The sequence below is a fragment of the Pseudomonas sp. LBUM1673 genome (assembly GCF_059695645.1).
Map to the genome: position 1 here is coordinate 1,819,963 of NZ_CP166780.1, position 20,466 is coordinate 1,840,428.

A 20,466-nucleotide genomic window follows, 5' to 3' on the forward strand; every position below is an offset into this window, starting at 1 on the left:
TACCAGCGCTAGAATTTCGCTAGGAATCGGCTGTTTCGCAGAGCGATACCGCCGGGTAAATAAGGTTGTTGATGTCTTCGGCAAATATGCTTTAGGATCAGACTAGGAGATGGCATTCCTCCTTTAACCGCCTTCGTGCTGATGATGTCTACGTGAACCCTGGACAGGGTGCGTAGGTGTGTCTCCCTGTCCTCCAATTTAGGACAGGATCGTGACTCAAAATCTTATATCAGCTCCCTCTCGTAATCTGCGGTTATCAGCACCTCCTCGGCTCTACGAGCCCAGAGGAGACTTGCAACCATGCTGAAATCACTTCTAGTTATCGCCATCGGCGCATCCCTTGGTGCCTGGTTGCGCTGGATCTTGGGCATGAAGCTCAACGCCCTGTTTCCTACGATTCCCCCAGGTACTGTGGTCGCCAACATGGTCGGGGGCTACATCATTGGCCTCGCCATAGCGTTTTTGGCCGCATCCCCCTCCCTAAGCCCTGAATGGCGGCTGCTGATCATCACGGGTTTCTGTGGGGGACTTACCACTTTTTCCACTTTTTCAGCCGAAACAGTCGCCCTGATTCAGGAAGGCAGATTGCTGTGGGCACTCGGCTCGATTTCATTGCACGTAGTGGGCTCGTTGGCGATGACGGCTTTCGGGCTTCTGTCCTATCAAATGATTGGCACGCGCTGAGGAGATGAAGATGAAAGGTTTTCTGGTGATTTTCTTTACCCAACAGAACCGTCGCTATCAAGGAAAGATGCTCGGCGACTGGATCGTTGATTTAGCCAAAGAAATGGGCCTGCGTGGCGCGACCCTCTCCACAGGTATCGAGGGTTTTGGTCACACCGGTCGGCTGCATTCCTCGCACTTTTTTGAGCTGGCAGATCAGCCGACGGAGATTCGAATGGCTATCACCGAGGAGGAATCCGAAAGGTTATTCAAGCGATTGGAAGCTGAAGAAATCTCTGTGTTCTACATAAAAACTCCCATCGAGATGGGCACCGTCGGCAAAAAGGCCAATCACCCGAACCCTTCCTGACCTTCTGGAGACAAGACTATGAGCTATGCGGACATCCCTGCTGGTAGTGCGATCCCCGATGACTTTTTCACCGTTATCGAAATCCCGGCAAACCACGCTCCGATCAAGTACGAAGTGGACAAACCAAGTGGGCAGATCTTTGTTGACCGCTTTCTTAGTACACCGATGTTCTATCCGGCCAACTACGGATTTATTCCGAACACGCTGAGCGACGATGGTGATCCGCTCGATGTACTGGTGGTTTGCCCTTATCCCATATCACCTGGCGTTGTCATCCGCAGTCGCCCGGTTGGTGTGATGTACATGACTGACGAAGCCGGAGCGGATGCCAAGGTGATAGCCGTTCCTCATGACAAACTCAGCTCTATGTATAGCAACGTAAAGGAGTGCTCAGACCTCCCTGCATTACTCCTCGCACAGATCCAACACTTCTTCGAAAACTACAAGGCGTTGGAGCCGGGCAAGTGGGTGAAGATGGGCCGCTGGGGGAGCGCAGATGAAGCGCGGGAAGAGATTCGCAAATCAGTGGCTGCTCATATCCAAAAATAGTCTTCTTCTCGGGAATTCAAGGGGGGCAAGTCACTATTGTCTGAGTCGCCCCGGATTCCGGGCTTCTAACTCGTGCGTTGGGCGCGCGATGTGTTTGACCATATCCCCCTGGGGGGGATAGGATGCAGGCGTAATTCATTGAGGCCTGAGGCTCAAGTCATGAGTGAGCACGAACACAGTCATCCCCATACCCACCAAAGTCATGAGGCAATCATCAAGCGTCTCAAACGAGCGGACGGCCATTTACGCGGGATCATCACCATGATCGAAGAGGGTCGTGAATGCGTGGACATTGCTCAGCAGTTGCATGCAGTTGAGAAAGCCGTATGTCAGGCAAAACGAACGCTCATCCAAGATCACATTGATCACTGCCTTGAGGACACCGTTTCGGCGCTGGGCAATGGCGAGCGTGCACCGCTGGAAGCTTTCAAACAAATCACCAAGTACCTCTAGGTCTGATATGCCCAACTTCGCTGAACTCTTGCAACAGGGTAGTTCGCACGCCTGGCTGTACTTCCCGAGCGCCATTCTGCTCGGTGCGTTGCATGGGCTTGAACCGGGCCATTCAAAAACCATGATGGCGGCATTTATCGTGGCCATCCGTGGCTCTGTAAAACAGGCCGTATTGCTGGGGCTGGCTGCAACGCTTTCGCACACCGCCGTAGTGTGGCTGGTCGCCATCGGCGGCATGTATCTGGGCAAAGGCCTGGACGCTCAAACCACTGAGCCATACTTCCAGCTTGCATCCTCCGCCCTGATCATCGTAATTGCGCTGTGGATGCTGTGGCGTACCTGGCGCGGGTGAGCAGATGTTCAAGTTCGAGCAAGGTGATGATCACCACCATGGCGAGCATGACCACGGCCATCATGATGAGACCCACCGAATCGATACTGGCCATGGCCGTGTTGAGCTGTCGATCTTCGAAGACGGTGTGCCACCGCACTGGCGCCTGAAGACATTGACCGGGCACGCTTGGGCAGCCTCAGATGTTCGTCTGATAACGACTCGTCCGGACGGCAGCACCCAGTCGTTCACCTTCGTCGAGCACGAGGGCTTCCTGGAATCAGCAGTCGATATCCCCGAGCCTCATGAATTCAGTGCTCGCTTGAGTCTTGGGCACGCGGGGCACTCCCATGATTATGACTTGGACTACCAGGAGCATAATCACGGCCATGCGCATTCCGAACTGGAAGGCCTAGAGTTGTCGATTGACGGCTATCAGGATGCGCACGAACGAGCTCATGCCAACGATATCCGTAAACGCTTCACTAACCGCGAAGTCACCACCGGCCAAATCGTCATGTTCGGTCTGACTGGTGGTTTGATTCCTTGTCCGGCTGCCATCACCGTTCTGTTGCTATGTCTTCAGGTCAAAGAGGTCGCCTTGGGTGGCGTGCTAGTCCTGTGTTTTAGCATTGGTCTGGCACTCACACTGGTGACCGTCGGTGCTGCAGCCGCCATAGGTGCCAAGCAGGCTTCCAACCGTTGGCCATGGCTGGGTACCGTTGCGCGTCGTGCGCCCTACCTGTCCAGTGTCTTGATAATCGGTGTTGGTCTGTACGTGGGCTTTCATGGCTGGATCGGCCTGAACGCTTGAGGCGACGCTTTAGTGTTTGAGCTCACCAGTTACGTTGGCCTTTTCATCGCGGCATTCGGTGCTCCACGCGGCATAGGCTCCTGAATGTCGCTTAACCCCTGCAGACCATATGTCATCGGTTAGTCAGAGCGGATACTGCATCCAGGCTATTTTTCGAGGGCTGGTAATAATCGGTGCTAGAAATTACATTGAGCGACAGAACTATAAGTAAGCGAGAAATACTCGCCAACGCCGACAGGGGCTAGTAAAGATGGACGCATACCAGCGCCGCCGACGCATCCAATTCTGGTTGGGCTCATTTCCAGTTTTAGTAGGCTTTACCATTCTAGTTCTCGCCTTGATTCTGGCTGGTGGAGGGGCCCCGTTAAGCCCTCAAGAACTCGATGGCTTAAGCTTGAGTCAGCCAACGAAATCGGCCCCTCAAATGACCAACCATAAAGCAGCTGCAATTCTGGCTGTGTCTCAATAGCCAAGCCTACAGATGCTGCAGATGTAGCAGCTGAGCCATCCGCATGCCTGGAAAACTCATCTCACGGGTATTAATCCACTTACCTTGATGGCAGTCCTAGCGGCCTTTGAGCTCAGGAACTTCAACAGCGCTGCCGCCTCCTCTTGCTGTCCGCCACCAGTGGTGATGGCCGCTGAATACATCGTCATTTTCTGCACCTGATCTGGAATAAGCCCAATCACATCGATGCCTTCCGTGTGCATCAGTTCACTCAGCTGTTGGAAGCCTATCTCTGCATCGCCACGGGCGACTGCTTCTCCGACGGGCTCGGCGGAAATCGTTCGGGTCTTGATCCTCAACCTTTCTGAGATGTGCATTTGAGGGAAGAGAATACGTGACAGGTATGTTCCGCTGGGCGTATCCGATAGAGCCAGAGACTTTGCGTTGAGTAACGTTTTTTTGAAGCTCTTCATGTTGCTTATATCGGGTTTTTTAGCACCTTTTTGGACGCCATGGCAATGAACGACTTGCCAAGATCAATGCGACTCGTTTTTTGCAGCTGCCCCTGATCGATCAGATTTCGAAGCGCCCAATCCTCCATGATTACGACATCTGCATTTTCACCGCGCACCAGCCGATTAGTGATTGCCAACGGGGTATTGCCGGTAGGTGGGGACTCTTTGATGGCCAGGCTGAATCCCGTCTCTTTTTCATAAACGGGGGCTAAGGATTGAATCGCCGCGATGAAGCCGCCAGACACAAATAGGGTAAGCGTTTTGGTGGAGGTGGCATCCTGTGCCTCAATGCCATCTGCCAAGAAAAACAAGCAGGCCAATGCGAGCCTCAGTAAGGTCTTCGTCATGACGGAGTATCCTGAATCCAGCGTAGATATGAGGTTTAGCGGTGGAGGCGCGAAAAAATAGTCACCTTTCAAGTTCCGGTAACGGCGGCCCTTGGTGGCATCTCGATGTTCAACCTCTCGAAAGCAGCGCATCGCGCTCGGCCAGAACAGGCATAGGTGCCAGCAGGGCGTGTAGAAATCCATTGCGCTACCTTATTCAATTAACCGCATAAACATTCCAGAACCGTAAGCCTGTCCAATTCTCAGGCGGGCATTCTGGAGATAGTTGTGCTGCATTACAGAAGGATCGAGGGAATGAAAGCCTACGAAAAATGGGCCTCTTTCTATGACATCGCCATGGTTGTAGCTCTGCGCTTACGCCATGGCAGTCATCCGTAATTCACGCGCGAACACACATCAGGTGATTGAAATGACCAATCCTAAACTCGAAGTGCTGACACCCAGCAATTGCCAAGTGATCTTCATCGATCAACAGCCACAAATGGCATTTGGGGTGCAAAGCATTGATCGGCAGACGTTGAAGAACAACACCGTCGGCCTGGCCAAGGCAGCGAAGATTTTTTCTATTCCAACCACCATCACCACAGTCGAAACAGAAAGCTTTTCGGGCCATACCTACCCTGAGTTACTGGCAGTGTTCCCTGAAGCACCGATCCTTGAGCGTACCTCGATGAACTCTTGGGACGACCAGAAAGTACGCGATGCGCTGAAAAAAAATGGCCGTAACAAGGTTATTGTCTCCGGCTTGTGGACCGAGGTCTGCAATACGACCTTCGCACTGTCAGCGATGCATGATGCCGGCTATGAAATTTATATGGTGGCCGACGCTTCGGGCGGTACCAGCCAAGCTGCACATGATTACTCCATGCAACGCATGATTCAGGCTGGAGTTGTCCCAGTTACCTGGCAGCAAGTGCTGCTGGAGTGGCAGCGTGACTGGAAAAATCGCGACACCTACGACGCCGTTATGGCCTTGGTCAAAGAGCACTCTGGCGCATACGGGATGGGCGTCGACTACGCCTACACCATGGTGCACAAGGCTCCAGAGCGCGTAACTCACGGACCGACGCTGGAGCCTGTTGCGGCGAAGATCTGACCTCTGTCAGGTCGATCCAACGGGTCGACCCGACTGCAAATCAATGGACTCCGGTAGCGGGTACACCATGGGTATACGTCGCTTAATACTCTCCGGAGTACTGCCAATGCATCCTCGCGACCCGGACGAATTTCACCGGGCATCCACACCTCTGGAGTTGCTCTTCGATCTGGTGTTTGTCATCGCCATCGCCTCAGCAGCTGCTGGCTTGCACCATGCGCTAACTGCCGGACACATTACCCAGGGCATTGTCACCTTCATCGCGGCTTTTTTTGCCATCTGGTGGGGGTGGATGAACTTCACCTGGTTCGCATCGGCCTACGACAATGACGATGCACTTTACCGAGCACTGACGCTCATCATCATGGCAGGTGCCTTGACCGTTTCGGCGGGCGTTGAGCGCGTTTTCGACTCGCTGGATCTAGACCTGATTGTCGTCGGATTCGTGATCATGCGAGTGCCGATGGCTGCGCTTTGGATAAGGGCGAGTCGACACGACAGGGGGAGAAAAACGACTACCCAACTCTATGCTACGGGCTTGCTGCTGGTACAAGGTTACTGGATGGCATTCATGCTAATGCAGCAGGGCGGGCCTGGATTTTTCTTCGTTGGTTTTGCCGTAGGTGCGTTGCTCGAACTCTGCGTTCCGGTCATAGCTGAAAGCAGAGGCGAAACACCATGGCACAAGAACCACATCGTTGAACGGCATGGGCTGTTCAATATCATTGTCATGGGTGAAACCGTACTAGCCGGCTCCATGGCTTTGTCAGCAGTCGACTCCGGCCACATCAGATCACCGCTGCTGCGTATTACGCTGTTATCGCTGCTTATTATATTCGCGCTGTGGTGGCTGTATTTTTCCAAGCAGGACCAAATAAAGGACAGGGCGTTACCTCACGCCTTGTATTGGGGGTACGGGCACGCGTTGATTTATATGGCTGGGGCCGCGATAGGCTCCGGTTTCGCAGTGCTCGTTGACCTCGATGCTGGCAGTCGCTCGACAAGCAACACGCTGGCGCTTTTCGCTATATGTGTACCGATAAGCATGTATATATTTGGCATCTGGCTCATACGTGACCTGTTCCTGTTCCGCGGGTTATCCAGATTCATACTGCCCGGCTTTGCCCTCCTTATCCTTCTGGCACCACTATTTCTCTCTTTGGAAATAGTCGCCGTGCTTACCATACTCAGCGTGATATTGCGCAACCGCTATGCCTCTGAAACCTACTGCCATTAGCCCTTGAGAAGCGCTGCCTGCATCCGCTTAGTCATATCCATGGCTTACACGCAGCAGTGCTGTCCCAGAATCGTACATTCGTACAATTTCCGCCCCGAGTCCTGCGCAAACATACCCTCCGTAATATGAAGCCACTTGTTGTGAGACCACCCCCTACTGCGTTGGATAACGAGCTCGGGCCTAGCCACTGCAATTGATCATTCCGTCTGTATTGGAAAATTGGAACATCAACTCATGAATTCCGGGCTTTAGTTTTTGGAGTGCTAACCATGTCCAGTATCAGCCAAGTTTTTGCTGCCGGCAGTGCCGGTGTTGAACGCAATACCCAGGCATTCCTGGAAGCACTGGCTGGCGGTGGGGGCAAGTCATTGCAGCAAATGAGCCCTAAAGATGCACGTGCCGTTCTGGTTGGTGCGCAGGCCTCTGTCGAAGTGGACATGTCAGGCATCAAGAGCGAGGACAAAACCATCAGTATTGGTGGACAGCCGCTCAAGCTAACCATCGTTCGCCCGGAAGGCAGCAAGGATGTACTGCCAGCATTCATGTTCTTCCACGGCGGTGGCTGGATATTAGGTGACTACCCGACTCATGCTCGCTTGATCCGTGACCTAGTAGTGACCTCCGGAGCTGCTTGGGTTTACGTCGACTACACCCCATCACCCGAGGCCCAGTACCCGGCTGCGATCAAACAGGCCTATACCGCTACCAAGTGGGTGGCCGAAAACGGCGCATCTATTGGTGTCGATGGCAGCCGCTTAGCGGTTGCTGGCAATAGCGTCGGGGGGAACATGGCTGCAGTGGTCAGCTTGATGGCCAAAGACGAAGGCACTCTCGCGTTGAAGTTCCAACTTTTGTTATGGCCCGTCACCGACGCCAACTTCAACAATGCTTCCTATAACCAGTTCGCAGAAGGTCACTTCCTTACCAAAGCGATGATGGAATGGTTCTGGAGTAACTACACCACTCATCCTAAGCAGCGTGATGACATCTATGCACCTCCACTCAGGGCTCCAACTGAGCGTCTCAAAGGGCTGCCCCCAGCCTTGGTACAGACCGCAGAAATGGACGTGCTGCTAGACGAAGGCGAAGCCTATGCACGGAAACTGGATGCCGCAGGCGTTGCAGTTACTGCCGTGCGTTACAACGGCATGATCCATGACTACGGCTTGCTCAACGCAGTCACCGAGGTCCCTGCCGTGCGTGCATCCATGATCCAGGCAGGCACCGCGCTCAAAGAGCACCTGCAATAAGGCTTTGGTATCTATGCCCCTTAGCACCAGGTGCCACAAGACGCTCATCCATTACAGGAGTCCATCATGGACGTAGGTACGGTCAACGAGGCAACCACCCTAGTTGTCAGGCACAGGGTTAAGGTTGGATATGAGCCGAAATATGAAGCGTGGCTGCGGCGCATCATCGATACAGCAAGCCGTTATGCCGGGCATATGGGTATTGATGTATTCCGCAGCCAAAGCGATGGACTGCCTCTTTTCACCTGCGTACTGCACTTTTCCTCCACGTTGCACTTGCAGAGCTGGCTGGATTCGACTGATCGCCAGGAGTTGATCGCCGAGGCGAAGCCTTTGCTCGCCGACGGCGATCAGATCGAAGTGTCGAGCGCCCGCGAGTTCTGGTTCGTACCCGCCTCAGAGCAACGGCCTCCACCACGCTGGAAGCAGGCCTGTGTGACCTTCCTAGTCATTATGCCGCTTAGTTTGATAGTGCCCCAACTGTGGCAGCCCATCTTCAAACACCTTGTCTGGCTAGGCAGTTATCCCGTCAGCGATGTGGTGATCACGCTGAGTATCGTGCTGCTGGTGGTTTATTTTTTCATGCCAATGATGACCCGCTGGTTAGCTGGCTGGCTCAACCCACCACGTCCTGAGGAATGATCATGAGTGAAGATCTTTCAGACAAAAGCCGTCGCAAGTTTCTCGCTACCAGCTCAGTTCTCGGCGCAGCCGGAGCACTCTGGTCTGCCATGCCTTTTGCCGGCTCCGCCGGCGCCTCTTTCGCCAACCCTCCGGGAGGTTCCATGAAAGCCGATCTGATCCTTTACAACGGCCGTCTGCACACCGTGGATCGTGAAAAGCCGCAAGCAACAGCTGTCGCCATTAAGGACGGAAAGTTCATTGCCGTGGGCAGCGACGCAGAGGCCATGGCGGTCCGCGGTGATGCGACCCAGGTTGTCGACTTGCAAAAGCGCACCGTGATCCCGGGTCTCAATGACTCACACCTGCACCTGATCCGTGGTGGCCTGAATTACAACCTGGAACTGCGCTGGGAGGGTGTTCCATCTCTCGCCGATGCGTTGCGGATGCTCAAGGATCAGGCCGATCGCACTCCTGCTCCGCAATGGGTTCGGGTCGTGGGGGGCTGGAATGAATTCCAGTTCGCCGAGCGTCGCCTGCCCACCCTGGATGAATTAAACAAGGCCGCACCAGATACACCAGTCTTCGTCCTGCATCTTTATGACCGTGCCCTTCTCAACAGGGCGGCACTACGCGTTGTCGGCTATACCCGCGACACGCCAAACCCACCGGGTGGCGAGATTGTCCGCGACAGCAATGGCGAACCCACCGGCATGCTGGTGGCAAAACCCAACGCGATGATTCTCTACTCGACCTTGGCCAAGGGGCCAAAGCTGCCGCTGGAGTATCAGGTCAACTCGACACGCCAGTTTATGCGCGAACTCAACCGCCTTGGCGTGACCAGTGCCATCGATGCTGGCGGTGGTTTCCAGAACTACCCGGACGACTACGAAGTGGTCCGCGAGCTGGCCAAGAACAATCAGTTAAGCGTGCGCATCGCCTACAACCTGTTCACCCAGAAACCAAAGGAAGAGCTGACCGACTTCAAGAACTGGAGCAGGATGGTCAAGCCTGGCGATGGCGATGACTTCTTGCGGCACAACGGTGCCGGCGAAATGCTGGTGTTCTCTGCCGCAGACTTCGAAGACTTCCTCGAACCTCGCCCAGACCTTGCGCCGACTATGGAGCAGGACCTGGAACCTGTGGTCCGCCACCTGGTGGAGCAGCGCTGGCCATTCCGGCTGCACGCGACCTACGACGAATCCATTTCACGGATGCTCGATGTGTTCGAGCGGGTCGATCGCGACATTCCCTTCAACGGCCTGCCATGGTTCTTCGATCATGCTGAAACCATCAGTCCGAAGAATATTGAGCGGGTACGCGCCCTTGGCGGTGGCATTGCCATTCAGGATCGAATGGCCTTTCAGGGCGAGTACTTCGTCGACCGCTACGGCAGCAAGGCCGCCGAGCAGACCCCGCCAATTCAACGCATGCTGGCCGAAGGCGTACCAGTTGGTGCGGGGACTGATGCAACCCGCGTCTCCAGCTACAACCCCTGGACCTCGCTTTACTGGCTGGTCAGCGGCCGAACCGTTGGAGGGCTGGAGCTTTACCCCAACGGTCTTTCTCGTGACACCGCACTGCAGCTCTTTACACATGGCAGTGCCTGGTTTTCGTCAGAGCAGGGCAAGAAGGGGCAGATCAAGGTTGGGCAACTGGCGGACCTTACGGCCCTGTCGGCAGACTTCTTCAGTGTTGAGGAAGAGGCGATCAAGTGGATCGAGTCCGTGCTGACCATCGTCGATGGAAAGGTGGTCTACGGCGCTGCGGAATTCGACCAGCTGTCGCCGCCGATCCTGCCGGTCATGCCGGACTGGTCGCCGGTGGCCAAGGTGCCTGGTCACTGGCGCCCGGGTTCGCCGCTGGTAGCCCAGGTACACCACTGCTCCGGTCCGTGCGCGGTGCATGCGCACAGCCACGACAAGGTACGCCGCTCGTCGGTGCCGATCAGTGATTACCAGGGCTTCTGGGGCGCCTTCGGCTGCTCCTGCTTTGCTTTTTGAGGTGCTGATGCTGCCCATGAAAGAGCCGGTACGCCGGCTCGTTTCTCTACCGCGAATGTTGTCGGGTGTGACGCGGACGCCGCATGCGCTCGCGTTTCTCGCCCTGGCGTTCACTGCGCTCGACGCGCAGGCGGATAGCGAACGCACGCAGGGCGACACTACCTGGTCGTTGCTCGGCCGTAACTACGCCCTGCATAACGATTACCGAGGCACGCCGGTCGCTGGCCGAAGCTACCAGCAGGAGTGGGCGCAGGGTTTCATTGCCGGTGTGGCGTCCGGTTTCACGCCGGGCGTGCTCGGGCTGGGTGTCGACGCCCACGGTTTTCTCGGCCTCAAGCTGGACGGCGGGCGCGGTCACACTGGCACGGGCCTGTTGCCGCTCAACGGCGACGGCCGTGCGGCCGACAGGTATTCGAGCGCCGGCTCGGCATTGAAGCTGCGTCTGCGGCAAAGCCGGCTGCGGTATGGCGAGATGACCGTCGAGACTCCGGTATTCGACACTTCGGACAAGCGCTTGCAGCCGGAGTACGCCACCGGTGTGCTGTTCGACAGTCGTGACATCGCGAACCTGCACCTGCAGGCGGGACGCTTTACCCGCTTCAAGAACCAGGACGCTAGTTCCGGGCATGGCGACTTTTCCGGCTACGGTGCGTCCACTCGCGGCCGTGCGATCAGCTTCGTCGGCGCAACGATCAAGACCGACGCGCCGCTTGGAGCAGCGCTCTACGCCTCGCAACTCGACGACACCTGGCGCCAGGCCTACCTCAACCTGAACCTCCAGCACGGAGCCCTGACACTCGACGCGAACCTCTATACCACGCGCGATCAGGGCCAGGCGCGCGCCGGCGATATCGACACCTTGGCCTATAGCCTGTTGGGCAAATACAGGCAGGGCGCCCAGGCGTTCACGCTTGCTTTCCAGCAGGTCCGGGGCGACACCCCGTTTGACTTCGTCGGAGGCGACTCGATCTACCTGGCCAACGCGATTAAATACGCCGATTTCAACGGCCCGCACGAACGCTCCTGGCAGATCCGCTACGACCTGGACCTGGCGCCGTTCGGCGTACCGGGCCTGACCGTCATGGCGCGCTATGTCAGCGGGCGCGGCATCGATGGCAGCCGTGCCCCCGTCGGCGGCGCTTACAACCCGCTGGACCCGGCGAGTGGCGTGCCGGTGCCCGTGCAGGGCAAGGGCGGGCGTCACTGGGAGCGCGACCTCGAGCTGCGTTACGTGTTTGCAAGCGGCCCGGCCAAAGACCTCAGCGTGAACGTGTCGCACGTCAGCCACCGTGGCAATGACGCCCAGGCCGCGGCTGACATTGATCGGCTGTACCTGATTTTCGAATACCCCCTAAAGGGTTAGTTGCGATCATGACTTCACATGCTGTTTCCCCCTGGAGCGCCCTGCGCCATCGCACATTCCTCTGGCTGTGGCTGGCCAGCATCGCCTCCAATATCGGTACCTGGATGCACGAAGTGGGTGCCGGCTGGCTAATGACCACTCTGTCCGCTAGCCCGATGCACGTGGCGCTGGTCCAGGTGGCCGGCTCGGCACCGATGTTCTTCCTGGCCCTGCCCGCAGGCGCCATGGCCGACATCGTCGACAAGCGTCGCTATCTGCTCAAGGTGCAGGTGTGGATGGCCGTGGTGGCGATGCTCCTGGCTCTGCTCACGCTCAACGGCATGATGACCGTCTCGCTGCTCCTCTTGCTAACCCTGGGCATGGGCGTTGGGACTGCACTGATGATGCCGGCCTGGTCAGCTTTGACGCCCGAGCTGGTCGACAAGCGCGATCTCGGTTCGGCCATCGCTCTGTCCAGTCTAGGCATCAACGTGGCTCGGGCCATTGGTCCGGCGATTGCTGGGGTATTGGTCAGTCTCACCGGCCCCTGGGCCACCTTCGCGCTGAACGCCGTGTCCTTCTTCGCGGTGATGGCAGTGCTGTACACCTGGAAACGCGAGCAGGCGCCTGCTCTTTTTCCGGCGGAACGGCTACTCGGCGCTGTTCGCGCAGGTTGGCGCTACAGTCGAAGCTCCCAGCCGTTGCAAGCGGTGCTGATGCGCTCGGCAGCGTTCTTCGTCGGTGCCAGTGCCGGTATGTCGATGCTGCCGCTGATCGTGCGCGGTGAGCTGAACGGTAGCGCCAGCGATTTTGGACTGCTACTGGGCAGCGTTGGCATCGGTGCAGTGCTCGGTGCGACGTTACTGCCGCGCATCCGTGACGCGGTGAAACCCGACCACCTGGTGGCCGGCTCCAGTGTGCTCTATGCCTTGGTGCTTGCCGCGCTGGCCGGGGTGCGCAGCCTGTACTGGCTGATACCGGTGATGATGATCAGTGGTGCGGCCTGGATTGCCGTGCTTTCGAGCCTGCAAATGGCGGCACAAACCTCGGTACCCAACTGGGTGCGCGCGCGGGCGCTATCGGTGTACATCCTGGTGTTCTTCGGCAGCATGGCGGTCGGCGGCACGCTGTGGGGCTTCGTCGCCAGCCACCTGTCGCTCAGCGTTACCCTGCTGATCGCTGGCGGGGTCCTGCTGCTGGGCATCGTGCTGACGTTGCGCTTCCACCTCCCGGTTACCGAGGCCGAAGATCTGGCGCCGTCCCTGCACTGGCCTACACCGATTCTTGCCGATGACCAGGACCAAGACCAGGAACGCGGTCCGGTAATGGTGACCCTTGAGTACCAGGTCGATCCGTCGCAGGCGGAGCCATTTCGCCTTGCGATGAAAAATGTACGCAGCATGCGGATGCGCAATGGTGCCTTTTCCTGGGGCCTGGTCCAGGACAGCGAACATCAACACCGTTGGTTGGAATTTTTCTTCGATGAGTCTTGGCTTGAACATCTGCGCCACCATAGCCGGGTAACGCGTGCCGAACAACGTATCGAGGCGGCGGCTCGCCAGTTTCAGGTTGCCGGGATCGACATACGCATTCACCACTACCTGGCACCCAGTAAGTCCCACATCTGAGCGTACTTGCCGAGGAGTCAGCGCATGTATCGCAATGCCACGCGCAAAGGTGGATCTAAATCTGCTGATGTTTTGAAGGAGTTCATGCACGAACACAATTTTGCTCGTGCGCCGGGAAAATGCTCATTGGGGCCACACCGGTTAACCTCGCGCATCGCTCTGCCATGCCCACCAGAACGGCACGCCGACGAACCGCAGCCTCGGTATCAATGCTTTAGTGCAGGCCCGCAGCAAGCTTGTGATTAGTTTACGCCCATAGGGGGCAGGGATGAATACGACGGTGCTATTTATACATGGCGAATGGTTATCTGCCGCCGTCTGGGATAATTTTTCCAGTCGCTATCGGGCCTGTGGCTACACCTGCATTGCACCACCTTGGCCCTTATCGAAAGAGCCACCAGATAGGCTGCGCGCCGCGCCACACACCGACTTCGCAAGGCTTGGGATCACACAAATTATTGAACACTATGCAGCGCTGATTCGGCGCATGCCTCAGCCCCCGTTGCTGATTGGCCACTCGCTGGGTGGTCTGCTCGTACAAATACTGTTGGATCGTGGTCTCGGCTGTGCCGGCATATCCATAGCCGCGATTCCCCCTCGCGAGGTAATACCCCGCTTGAGCGTTCTCTGCCAAGCGATACCCATGCGCATGGCGTGGGGCAGTTGGAAGCGGGTCATGTATCTTCCGCTAAGAGAATTTGCCCAACAATTCACCCCGGCTATGGCGGTCCGGGATCTTAGGTTGTTACATACAAGCCATATTGTGCCGGCACCAGGGCGGATTTTCTTTGAAGCGGCTTTCGGGGTTGGCACCTATGTTGACTTTGCCAATGACCGCCGAGCACCGCTGCTGTTGATCGCCGCCGAGAACGATCGCAGCATACGGCCACGCGTAGTGACGTCGAATTATCGGCACTACAATCGCTCTGCGGCCAGTACCTCGTATAAGTGCTTTGCTGGATATAGTCACTGGCTCATCGCAGAACCCGGTTGGGAGCAGATAGCTGACTACACAATTGAATGGGCGCAAACTCAACTGGGTCGTTTTTGATTATTTCAGGTAGCGCGGTGATGAGCGTAGTGGGCTCTTCCTCAACCCAACAGCAGATACCCAGCCCACGCTGGCGCACATGCACGATCTATATGCTACTGGTTTGCCTGCAATGGTTCAGTGCGGCGGTAACGGCCTCCGACTATTTAATGCAAAAACTGGAGCACCACCGTTGGACCGCCGCTGATGACGGCCCTAGCCAGGTCGGGGCCTTGGCTCAGACCCGAGACGGTTACCTCTGGCTCGGAACCAATGATTCGCTCTACCGTTTTGATGGGCTGGACTTCGAGCGCTACACATCACCGAACGGCAATCCGCTTGGCATCATTTCCGTACTCAAGGCGGAGGATGAAGGCTTGTGGGCCGGCTTGCGTAATGGGGGCATGAGCCTGATCACCGACGCAGGCATAACCACCTACCCGGTTAGTGCAGGATTGCCTGGCGGGGTGATATATAGCATCGCCAAAGATCACAGTGGCGCAGTTTGGATCGCCGCCAATAATGGGTTGGCACGTTTTGACGGTAACTCTTGGCAACGTATCAGTTCCGACTGGAACTTTCCGGGAGGAAATGCCCGAGCTGTGCTCGTCGACCGCGGTGGTACGCTGTGGGCAGCAAATGAAGATCGCCTTTTTTACCTGCCGCCGGGCGCTCGAACTTTTATCGATGCAGGCATTGCGGTTGGTTGGGTGAGTCAGATGGCTCAGGCTCCAGATGGGTCCATCTGGATGGCCGAACGATATGGCGGTTCGCTACGCCGAATCGTGCCAAAGGAGGGCGATGCGGCTACCGAGGTGACCGTAATCGATGGTGCTCACAGCTTGTTATTCGACAGCGCCGGGGCGTTATGGGTGGGTACCAACGGTAAGGGCGTTCGCTACGTGCCTGCCTCTAACAGCCTCGGGACACTTTCGTTAGCTGATGCATCCGGGCACCAAGAAGAGTTTTTGGTCAAAAATGGCCTGAGTGCAGACAACGTTCTCCCAATACTTGAAGATGTCGACGGCAATATTTGGGTGGGCACTCGCTCCGGGCTGGACCGTTTTCGGCCAAGGGCAATGGTTTCGGCGGCATTTCCACACTACGCTCAGAATTTCGCATTGGTTGCCGGGGCTGCAGGCAGTGTCTGGGCAGGTACCAGCAACCTCCCGGCAATGCGCCTTAGCAGTGCGGGGTTGGCTATCCAGGATATCCCGGCACCAATTAGTAATGCCTTCGGTGATGTTAACGGTGATATATGGATGGCCGGCAGCAATGGCATTTGGCGTGCGCAAGGAGACAAAGTCGAGCGAGTTGCATCATTACCAACCCAGGATGCGCTTGACTCAGCCGTCCGCGCGATGACTCTTGATGAAAAGGGCAATCTGTGGGCGTCTATCAATCGTAAGGGCCTGTTTGTTCTTCGAGGCGGGCGTTGGTCAATAGTTGCGCCGCCTAGTACAGATCCAAGCCAATTAATGCCTGTCACTGCTACCACTGATGCTCTTGGTAGGCTCTGGTTCGGCTACCGAAATAACTTGATCGTGACTTATGACGACGAAGTACCGCGACACTGGGGAGCAGACGACGGTTTAAATGTTGGTCATGTCACGGCGATGCTGCATCAGGATAATCTCACTTGGGTTGGTGGCCAGCGTGGAGTGGCATTTTTCGATGGTGAGCGCTTCAACAGCCTTCAACTACCGGACAATGGGCTGTTCGATAATATCTACGCGATCCTAGCCTCGCCTCCCAAGGACCCAGAAGGCGATGGTAGCTATGATCTCTGGCTTCATGGCAAAGCCGGTGTCTACCAACTGACCGCAAGTGAATTAAATCGCGCCATCGCTGACCCGCAATACCATATACGTTACCGCAGCTTTGAGGTGATGGGTGGCTTGGCCAATGATCCACACCATCTACTCCCATTACCCACTGCAGTGCGTACTACGGATGGACGTCTATGGTTTAGCACCAGTAAGGGCGTGACTTGGATTGACCCGACTCGCTACGTACAGAGTAAAACCGCCCCCAAGGTAGTAATCCAATCATTCAATGTGGATGGTAAGGAGCCCCGACCAAGTGAGTTGTCACAGCTGGGAGCAGAGCCTAAAAGCATCGAAATCTCTTATACAGCGCTCAGTCTATCCGGTATGCAAGGCTTGCACTTTCGCCATCTGTTGGAGGGCGTGGACACGGATTGGCAGCCGGCGGGCTCAAAGCGTAGCGCCACCTATGCAGAGCTCGGGTCTGGGGATTATCGGTTTCGCGTCTTAGCCTCCAATCAGGACGGACTACTAAGCACCGAGGAAGCGGTGCTAAGCTTCAGTATTCAGCCAGTTTTCTACCGCACCCCCCTGTTTCTAATGCTGAGCGGTCTAGCGGTGGTAAGTATTTTAGGGATGCTGCATCGGTTCAATATTCGCCGTTCAGCCCAGAATCTGCGGGATCGCCTTGAGGAGCGACACGCCGAGCGTGAGCGAATCGCCCGTGAGTTGCATGACACCTTACTCCAGGGTGTGCAGGGCCTTATGTTAAGTTTCCAGGCCGCCACAGAGCAAATCCCCAACACTCATCCAGCGCGATGCAAAATGGAGAGCGCGCTAGACCGTGCAGATCAAGTTTTAGTGGAGGCACGAGAGCGGGTGAATAATCTGCGTGATTTAAACGAGCCTGCTCTGAATCTGATCAATGCTTTTGCTGCTGTCACGTGTGAGCTGCAGCTAGAAGGCAGTACCAGCTTTACTCTGAGCAGCCACGGCACGCCGCTGCCGCTGCACACTATCGTCGGTGAGGAAAGCTACCGGATAGGCTACGAAGCGATCATGAATGCCTTCCGACATGCCAATGCAAAGAACGTAGAAATCCGCATCATCTACTCCCAACACTCATTTCAGCTAAGCGTTGGCGATAATGGTAGCGGCATCAACCCCCAGTATCTGCCTCCCAACATCCGCCCCAATCACTGGGGCTTACACGGCATGCTGGAGCGGGCTCAAAAAATAGGCGGACGGCTGTCTATTCAAAGAGGAGCCCACAGTGGCACTGAAATTCAACTGACCGTACCCGCGTTAACAGCCTATCGAAGTACCCCCCGACGTCTCAGCCTGTGGCTACGAGCATTGACCCAACTGAGGACCTAAGTGTGCACTCGGAGAAAGAACAGATAAGCGTGCTGGTCGTTGATGACCACCCTCTGCTGCGCGAGGGTATAGCCGCCGTCCTTGAGGCCCAATCAGACATAGCACTGGTCGGCGAGGCGACCAATGGCTGCGAAGCGCTTCAGCTATTTCGCTCGCTGCGCCCGGACGTCACCCTAATGGATATACAAATGCCCGAGATGGATGGCATCGAGGCGATTCATGCCATCCGCGCCGAGTTTCCTTGCGCACGCATTGCCATCTTGACTACGTATCGGGGTGATGTACGCGCATTGCATGCAATCAAGGCGGGAGCCATCGGCTACTTATTGAAAAGTAGCCTGCGCAAAGAGTTGCTGGATGCCATCCGCTCTATCGCTGCAGGCAAAAGTCATTTTCCGGCAGAGATAGCTGTTGAGCTGGCTGATCACTTAAGCCACGACTGCCTGACCGCTCGTGAAGTCCAGGTTCTGCAATGTGTGGCTATGGGTAAACCCAATAAACATATCGCCGCAGAGCTTATGGTCGCGGAGGACACCATCAAGGGGCATTTACGGAACATCATGGACAAATTAGGTGCTAGCAACCGTACCCATGCGGTCACCCTCGGCATTCAGCGCGGCATTATTACTGTGTAGCACCCCACTTTTGAGGGGGGCGAGCGCCCCCCATTGTTGTCTTATACCCATTCTGTGCACGACATAGCATGGCTCCATGGACATAAAGATCCACAGTGGAGCACCGCCATGCGTGCCGCCTTGCATGCCATTACCCCGGTAATCGCAGTAGACAGTCAGACTCAGCGCTGTATTCCCGACGAAACCTATGACAGCGTCATGCTATTGCTAAGAGATGCTCAAGCGCATTTGAGCATTGATCGTGACTCAGCGTGCCTATGCCTGACCCGTGCCCTAGCCATGTTACAAAAGAGTAATAGCCAGTTAAAAAGTCGCCATGGCTGCCTACCCAGTTGGCAAGTTAAACGGTTGGTTGATTACGTCGACGCTAACCTCGACTCATCAATACGCACAATTCAGTTAGCTGCTGCTCTAGGCCTGAGTGTCAGTTATTTCTCCCATGCTTTTAAAAACACCTTTGGTGTAACGCCACTGGTTTACGTCGCACGTCGCCGCATCGAATCTGCTCGACAGATTATGCTCACGACCGACTCCTCGCTGACCGATATCGCCCATAGCCACGGATTCTGTGACCAATCCCACTTCATCCGTACCTTCCGCCGCCAGATTGGAGTTACACCCCAGACTTGGCGACGTTTGTGCGATGCAGGGTTATACGAGGAACAGACCAGTACCTCTCCCATAACATTGGCCATTATTAGGACCCCAGTGTGCAGCGCATAGCGCACTTCTTCGTTCATCGTTTCAGGAACCCGCTTTACCACAACTTCTGTCCCTGGAACGCTGCGCGCACCTTCGGCGATCTTGTTCGCCATGGTCTCAATGTGACCATACATGGAGTGATAGAGCACTAAAACTTTAGCCATTGTTAGTTCTTCATTGCGTGATTTACACGATTGGATACCCGCACTTCGGGTGTATCTCGCCAGCCCAAGCGAGCATCTTGGGCAGATTTCAATATGGCGCCGTTATGCAGCTGCACTGGCGCCAGTCATGATGCACTGCTGACTTGTGCAGCTTATTGGGTTGAAGAATCAGGTAGGGAAGCATGCAGCCGTGCGTTGGGTGCATGCAGATTTCGCCAGGTTTGCGGCGAGAAGCCTGTTTCGCGTCTGAATACACGGCAAAAGTGTGATTGGTCGCAGAATCCATGACTCAGCGCCACGTAGCTCAAGGAGTGCGCCGAACAGAGCATAACTCGCCGCGCCGCTTCTACATGCGCGGCGGCCACATACATCAGCGGCATTATGCTGGTCGTCTGTTTAAACGCTTGCGAAAAATGACTGACGCTCAAGCCCAGTAACGATGCAAGTTCGGTAGTCCGTATGCACTGATCGATGTGTTCTTTTATGAATGTGTCTACACGCAAGATCTGCCAGCGGGCCAGCCCGCCTCTCTGCTTATGCGGCGCATGGTCGCGTTGATTGTCGACTGCCAGCAACGCGATCGCCTGATTAATATAAGTCGAAGCAGTGTTGGGATCACAGTGAATGACCCGCTTCGTTTCGATCAGCAACGTCAACAGCTGCCTCGCCTGTTTTACTCGTTCAGGATGGCTGGAAGCGGTGTTAGCCAGCAAGTGACTTGTACCGATACTCCACCTCATAGCTCACGCTTCTGAATCGTAATTAAATTCAGGTAGTTCGCGTTAATTGCCACTATGAGCGGTACAAGATGGCTGGATGGTTCCTTCTCACCGTCATTTGGAGTAACGAAGAATTCAGGGTTGCTCATAGTGCTCTCCAGATTACGTAATTTACAGGACCGCTACGAACTTCTGTGCAGAGCGACAGAAGATGCTTGAGCAAATGCTATGTCATCGAGGAATATTTATAGAAAATCATTATTAATAGGCAGGGTAGGCTTAATACGGTGTGGTCTGGATGGAACCAGCGTTCGGCGGAGGGATTTGGATAGATCATTTGGTAAAGCGGTGGGGGGGCGTTGCGGATTTGATCAACGCCGCTGAGGTGTTTGTTGTAGACGTACCA

The 20,466-nt window shown here is 55.8% G+C and carries 19 protein-coding genes, 2 pseudogenes and 1 riboswitch; of the genes and pseudogenes, 17 read left to right on the forward strand and 4 right to left on the reverse strand.

Translation table 11 applies throughout. The annotated features are described in order from the left end of the window. The first annotated feature begins 96 nt into the window (after positions 1–96). Positions 97–158, forward strand: a riboswitch (Fluoride riboswitch). A gap of 142 nt (positions 159–300) precedes the next feature. From crcB to ACA044_RS08270, 6 genes are all read left to right on the forward strand, one after another. Beyond that, positions 301–684 carry a fluoride efflux transporter CrcB gene (gene crcB, locus ACA044_RS08245; protein WP_497445918.1) on the forward strand — a complete coding sequence of 128 codons (384 nt, stop codon included), beginning with the start codon at positions 301–303 and terminating at the stop codon, positions 682–684. A 10-nt stretch (positions 685–694) separates the two neighbouring features. Beyond that, positions 695–1,033 (forward strand): DUF190 domain-containing protein, encoded by a 339-nt coding sequence (locus tag ACA044_RS08250; RefSeq protein ID WP_497445919.1) that lies wholly within the window; start codon positions 695–697, stop codon positions 1,031–1,033. 18 nt (positions 1,034–1,051) lie between these two features. Next, a complete protein-coding gene (ppa, locus tag ACA044_RS08255; protein WP_497445920.1) occupies positions 1,052–1,582 on the forward strand; it encodes an inorganic diphosphatase in 531 nt (176 codons plus the stop codon). A 159-nt stretch (positions 1,583–1,741) separates the two neighbouring features. Continuing rightward, positions 1,742–2,035 carry a metal-sensing transcriptional repressor gene (locus ACA044_RS08260; RefSeq protein ID WP_122209015.1) on the forward strand — a complete coding sequence of 98 codons (294 nt, stop codon included), beginning with the start codon at positions 1,742–1,744 and terminating at the stop codon, positions 2,033–2,035. Between the two features lie 7 nt (positions 2,036–2,042). Continuing rightward, a complete protein-coding gene (locus ACA044_RS08265) occupies positions 2,043–2,387 on the forward strand; it encodes a nickel/cobalt efflux transporter (RefSeq protein WP_497445921.1) in 345 nt (114 codons plus the stop codon). Positions 2,388–2,391: 4 nt separating this feature from the next. After that, entirely contained in the window at positions 2,392–3,180 is a 789-nt protein-coding gene (locus ACA044_RS08270; protein ID WP_497445922.1) for a nickel/cobalt efflux transporter, read from the forward strand. Positions 3,181–3,705: 525 nt separating this feature from the next. Here ACA044_RS08270 and ACA044_RS08275 read toward each other — a convergent pair. Continuing rightward, positions 3,706–4,673: pseudogene (locus ACA044_RS08275) on the reverse strand (substrate-binding domain-containing protein). Positions 4,674–4,899: 226 nt separating this feature from the next. Here ACA044_RS08275 and ACA044_RS08280 point away from each other — a divergent pair. From ACA044_RS08280 to ACA044_RS08330, 11 genes are all read left to right on the forward strand, one after another. Continuing rightward, positions 4,900–5,586 carry a hydrolase gene (locus ACA044_RS08280; protein ID WP_497445923.1) on the forward strand — a complete coding sequence of 229 codons (687 nt, stop codon included), beginning with the start codon at positions 4,900–4,902 and terminating at the stop codon, positions 5,584–5,586. 106 nt (positions 5,587–5,692) lie between these two features. Further along, complete coding sequence (locus tag ACA044_RS08285) at positions 5,693–6,823, forward strand: low temperature requirement protein A (RefSeq protein ID WP_497445924.1); 1,131 nt, start codon at positions 5,693–5,695, stop codon at positions 6,821–6,823. A 269-nt stretch (positions 6,824–7,092) separates the two neighbouring features. Next, on the forward strand, positions 7,093–8,073 hold the full coding sequence (locus ACA044_RS08290) for an alpha/beta hydrolase (RefSeq protein ID WP_497445925.1): 981 nt from the start codon (positions 7,093–7,095) through the stop codon (positions 8,071–8,073). Positions 8,074–8,139: 66 nt separating this feature from the next. After that, on the forward strand, positions 8,140–8,715 hold the full coding sequence (locus tag ACA044_RS08295) for an antibiotic biosynthesis monooxygenase (protein WP_497445926.1): 576 nt from the start codon (positions 8,140–8,142) through the stop codon (positions 8,713–8,715). Positions 8,716–8,858: 143 nt separating this feature from the next. Beyond that, positions 8,859–10,697, forward strand: coding sequence for an amidohydrolase (locus ACA044_RS08300; protein ID WP_497447184.1), 1,839 nt, complete (start codon positions 8,859–8,861; stop codon positions 10,695–10,697). A 55-nt stretch (positions 10,698–10,752) separates the two neighbouring features. Beyond that, on the forward strand, positions 10,753–12,060 hold the full coding sequence (locus tag ACA044_RS08305; protein WP_497447185.1) for an OprD family porin: 1,308 nt from the start codon (positions 10,753–10,755) through the stop codon (positions 12,058–12,060). A gap of 8 nt (positions 12,061–12,068) precedes the next feature. Then, positions 12,069–13,667 carry an MFS transporter gene (locus ACA044_RS08310; protein WP_497445927.1) on the forward strand — a complete coding sequence of 533 codons (1,599 nt, stop codon included), beginning with the start codon at positions 12,069–12,071 and terminating at the stop codon, positions 13,665–13,667. A gap of 268 nt (positions 13,668–13,935) precedes the next feature. Next, on the forward strand, positions 13,936–14,718 hold the full coding sequence (locus ACA044_RS08315) for an alpha/beta hydrolase (protein WP_497445928.1): 783 nt from the start codon (positions 13,936–13,938) through the stop codon (positions 14,716–14,718). 20 nt (positions 14,719–14,738) lie between these two features. After that, positions 14,739–17,840 carry a sensor histidine kinase gene (locus ACA044_RS08320; protein WP_497445929.1) on the forward strand — a complete coding sequence of 1,034 codons (3,102 nt, stop codon included), beginning with the start codon at positions 14,739–14,741 and terminating at the stop codon, positions 17,838–17,840. A 29-nt stretch (positions 17,841–17,869) separates the two neighbouring features. Further along, complete coding sequence (locus ACA044_RS08325; RefSeq protein ID WP_497445930.1) at positions 17,870–18,475, forward strand: response regulator transcription factor; 606 nt, start codon at positions 17,870–17,872, stop codon at positions 18,473–18,475. A gap of 108 nt (positions 18,476–18,583) precedes the next feature. Then, positions 18,584–19,198: a helix-turn-helix transcriptional regulator gene (locus ACA044_RS08330; protein ID WP_497445931.1), complete on the forward strand. Its 615-nt coding sequence runs from the start codon at positions 18,584–18,586 to the stop codon at positions 19,196–19,198. A 5-nt stretch (positions 19,199–19,203) separates the two neighbouring features. Here the strand turns inward: ACA044_RS08330 and ACA044_RS08335 are convergent. The 3 genes and pseudogenes from ACA044_RS08335 to ACA044_RS08345 form a co-directional block, all read right to left on the reverse strand. Next, positions 19,204–19,341, reverse strand: a pseudogene (locus tag ACA044_RS08335) (flavodoxin domain-containing protein); the annotation flags it as partial. Between the two features lie 152 nt (positions 19,342–19,493). Next, positions 19,494–19,997, reverse strand: coding sequence for a helix-turn-helix domain-containing protein (locus ACA044_RS08340; RefSeq protein ID WP_497445932.1), 504 nt, complete (start codon positions 19,995–19,997; stop codon positions 19,494–19,496). Positions 19,998–20,077: 80 nt separating this feature from the next. After that, positions 20,078–20,209, reverse strand: coding sequence for a hypothetical protein (locus ACA044_RS08345; protein ID WP_497445933.1), 132 nt, complete (start codon positions 20,207–20,209; stop codon positions 20,078–20,080). Between the last annotated feature and the right edge of the window lie 257 nt (positions 20,210–20,466).

What these genes read in the sequence shown, in the direction of transcription:
- ACA044_RS08300 (WP_497447184.1), top strand. Translation starts at nt 8,859, where the DNA reads ATGAAAGCCGATCTGATCCTTTACAACGGCCGTCTGCACACCGTGGAT.
- ACA044_RS08315 (WP_497445928.1), top strand. Translation starts at nt 13,936, where the DNA reads ATGAATACGACGGTGCTATTTATACATGGCGAATGGTTATCTGCCGCC.
- ACA044_RS08250 (WP_497445919.1), top strand. Translation starts at nt 695, where the DNA reads ATGAAAGGTTTTCTGGTGATTTTCTTTACCCAACAGAACCGTCGCTAT.
- crcB (WP_497445918.1), top strand. Translation starts at nt 301, where the DNA reads ATGCTGAAATCACTTCTAGTTATCGCCATCGGCGCATCCCTTGGTGCC.
- ACA044_RS08265 (WP_497445921.1), top strand. Translation starts at nt 2,043, where the DNA reads ATGCCCAACTTCGCTGAACTCTTGCAACAGGGTAGTTCGCACGCCTGG.
- ACA044_RS08345 (WP_497445933.1), bottom strand. Translation starts at nt 20,209, where the DNA reads ATGAGCAACCCTGAATTCTTCGTTACTCCAAATGACGGTGAGAAGGAA.
- ACA044_RS08295 (WP_497445926.1), top strand. Translation starts at nt 8,140, where the DNA reads ATGGACGTAGGTACGGTCAACGAGGCAACCACCCTAGTTGTCAGGCAC.
- ACA044_RS08260 (WP_122209015.1), top strand. Translation starts at nt 1,742, where the DNA reads ATGAGTGAGCACGAACACAGTCATCCCCATACCCACCAAAGTCATGAG.
- ACA044_RS08310 (WP_497445927.1), top strand. Translation starts at nt 12,069, where the DNA reads ATGACTTCACATGCTGTTTCCCCCTGGAGCGCCCTGCGCCATCGCACA.
- ACA044_RS08290 (WP_497445925.1), top strand. Translation starts at nt 7,093, where the DNA reads ATGTCCAGTATCAGCCAAGTTTTTGCTGCCGGCAGTGCCGGTGTTGAA.
- ppa (WP_497445920.1), top strand. Translation starts at nt 1,052, where the DNA reads ATGAGCTATGCGGACATCCCTGCTGGTAGTGCGATCCCCGATGACTTT.
- ACA044_RS08280 (WP_497445923.1), top strand. Translation starts at nt 4,900, where the DNA reads ATGACCAATCCTAAACTCGAAGTGCTGACACCCAGCAATTGCCAAGTG.
- ACA044_RS08320 (WP_497445929.1), top strand. Translation starts at nt 14,739, where the DNA reads ATGAGCGTAGTGGGCTCTTCCTCAACCCAACAGCAGATACCCAGCCCA.
- ACA044_RS08270 (WP_497445922.1), top strand. Translation starts at nt 2,392, where the DNA reads ATGTTCAAGTTCGAGCAAGGTGATGATCACCACCATGGCGAGCATGAC.
- ACA044_RS08330 (WP_497445931.1), top strand. Translation starts at nt 18,584, where the DNA reads ATGCGTGCCGCCTTGCATGCCATTACCCCGGTAATCGCAGTAGACAGT.
- ACA044_RS08285 (WP_497445924.1), top strand. Translation starts at nt 5,693, where the DNA reads ATGCATCCTCGCGACCCGGACGAATTTCACCGGGCATCCACACCTCTG.
- ACA044_RS08305 (WP_497447185.1), top strand. Translation starts at nt 10,753, where the DNA reads ATGTTGTCGGGTGTGACGCGGACGCCGCATGCGCTCGCGTTTCTCGCC.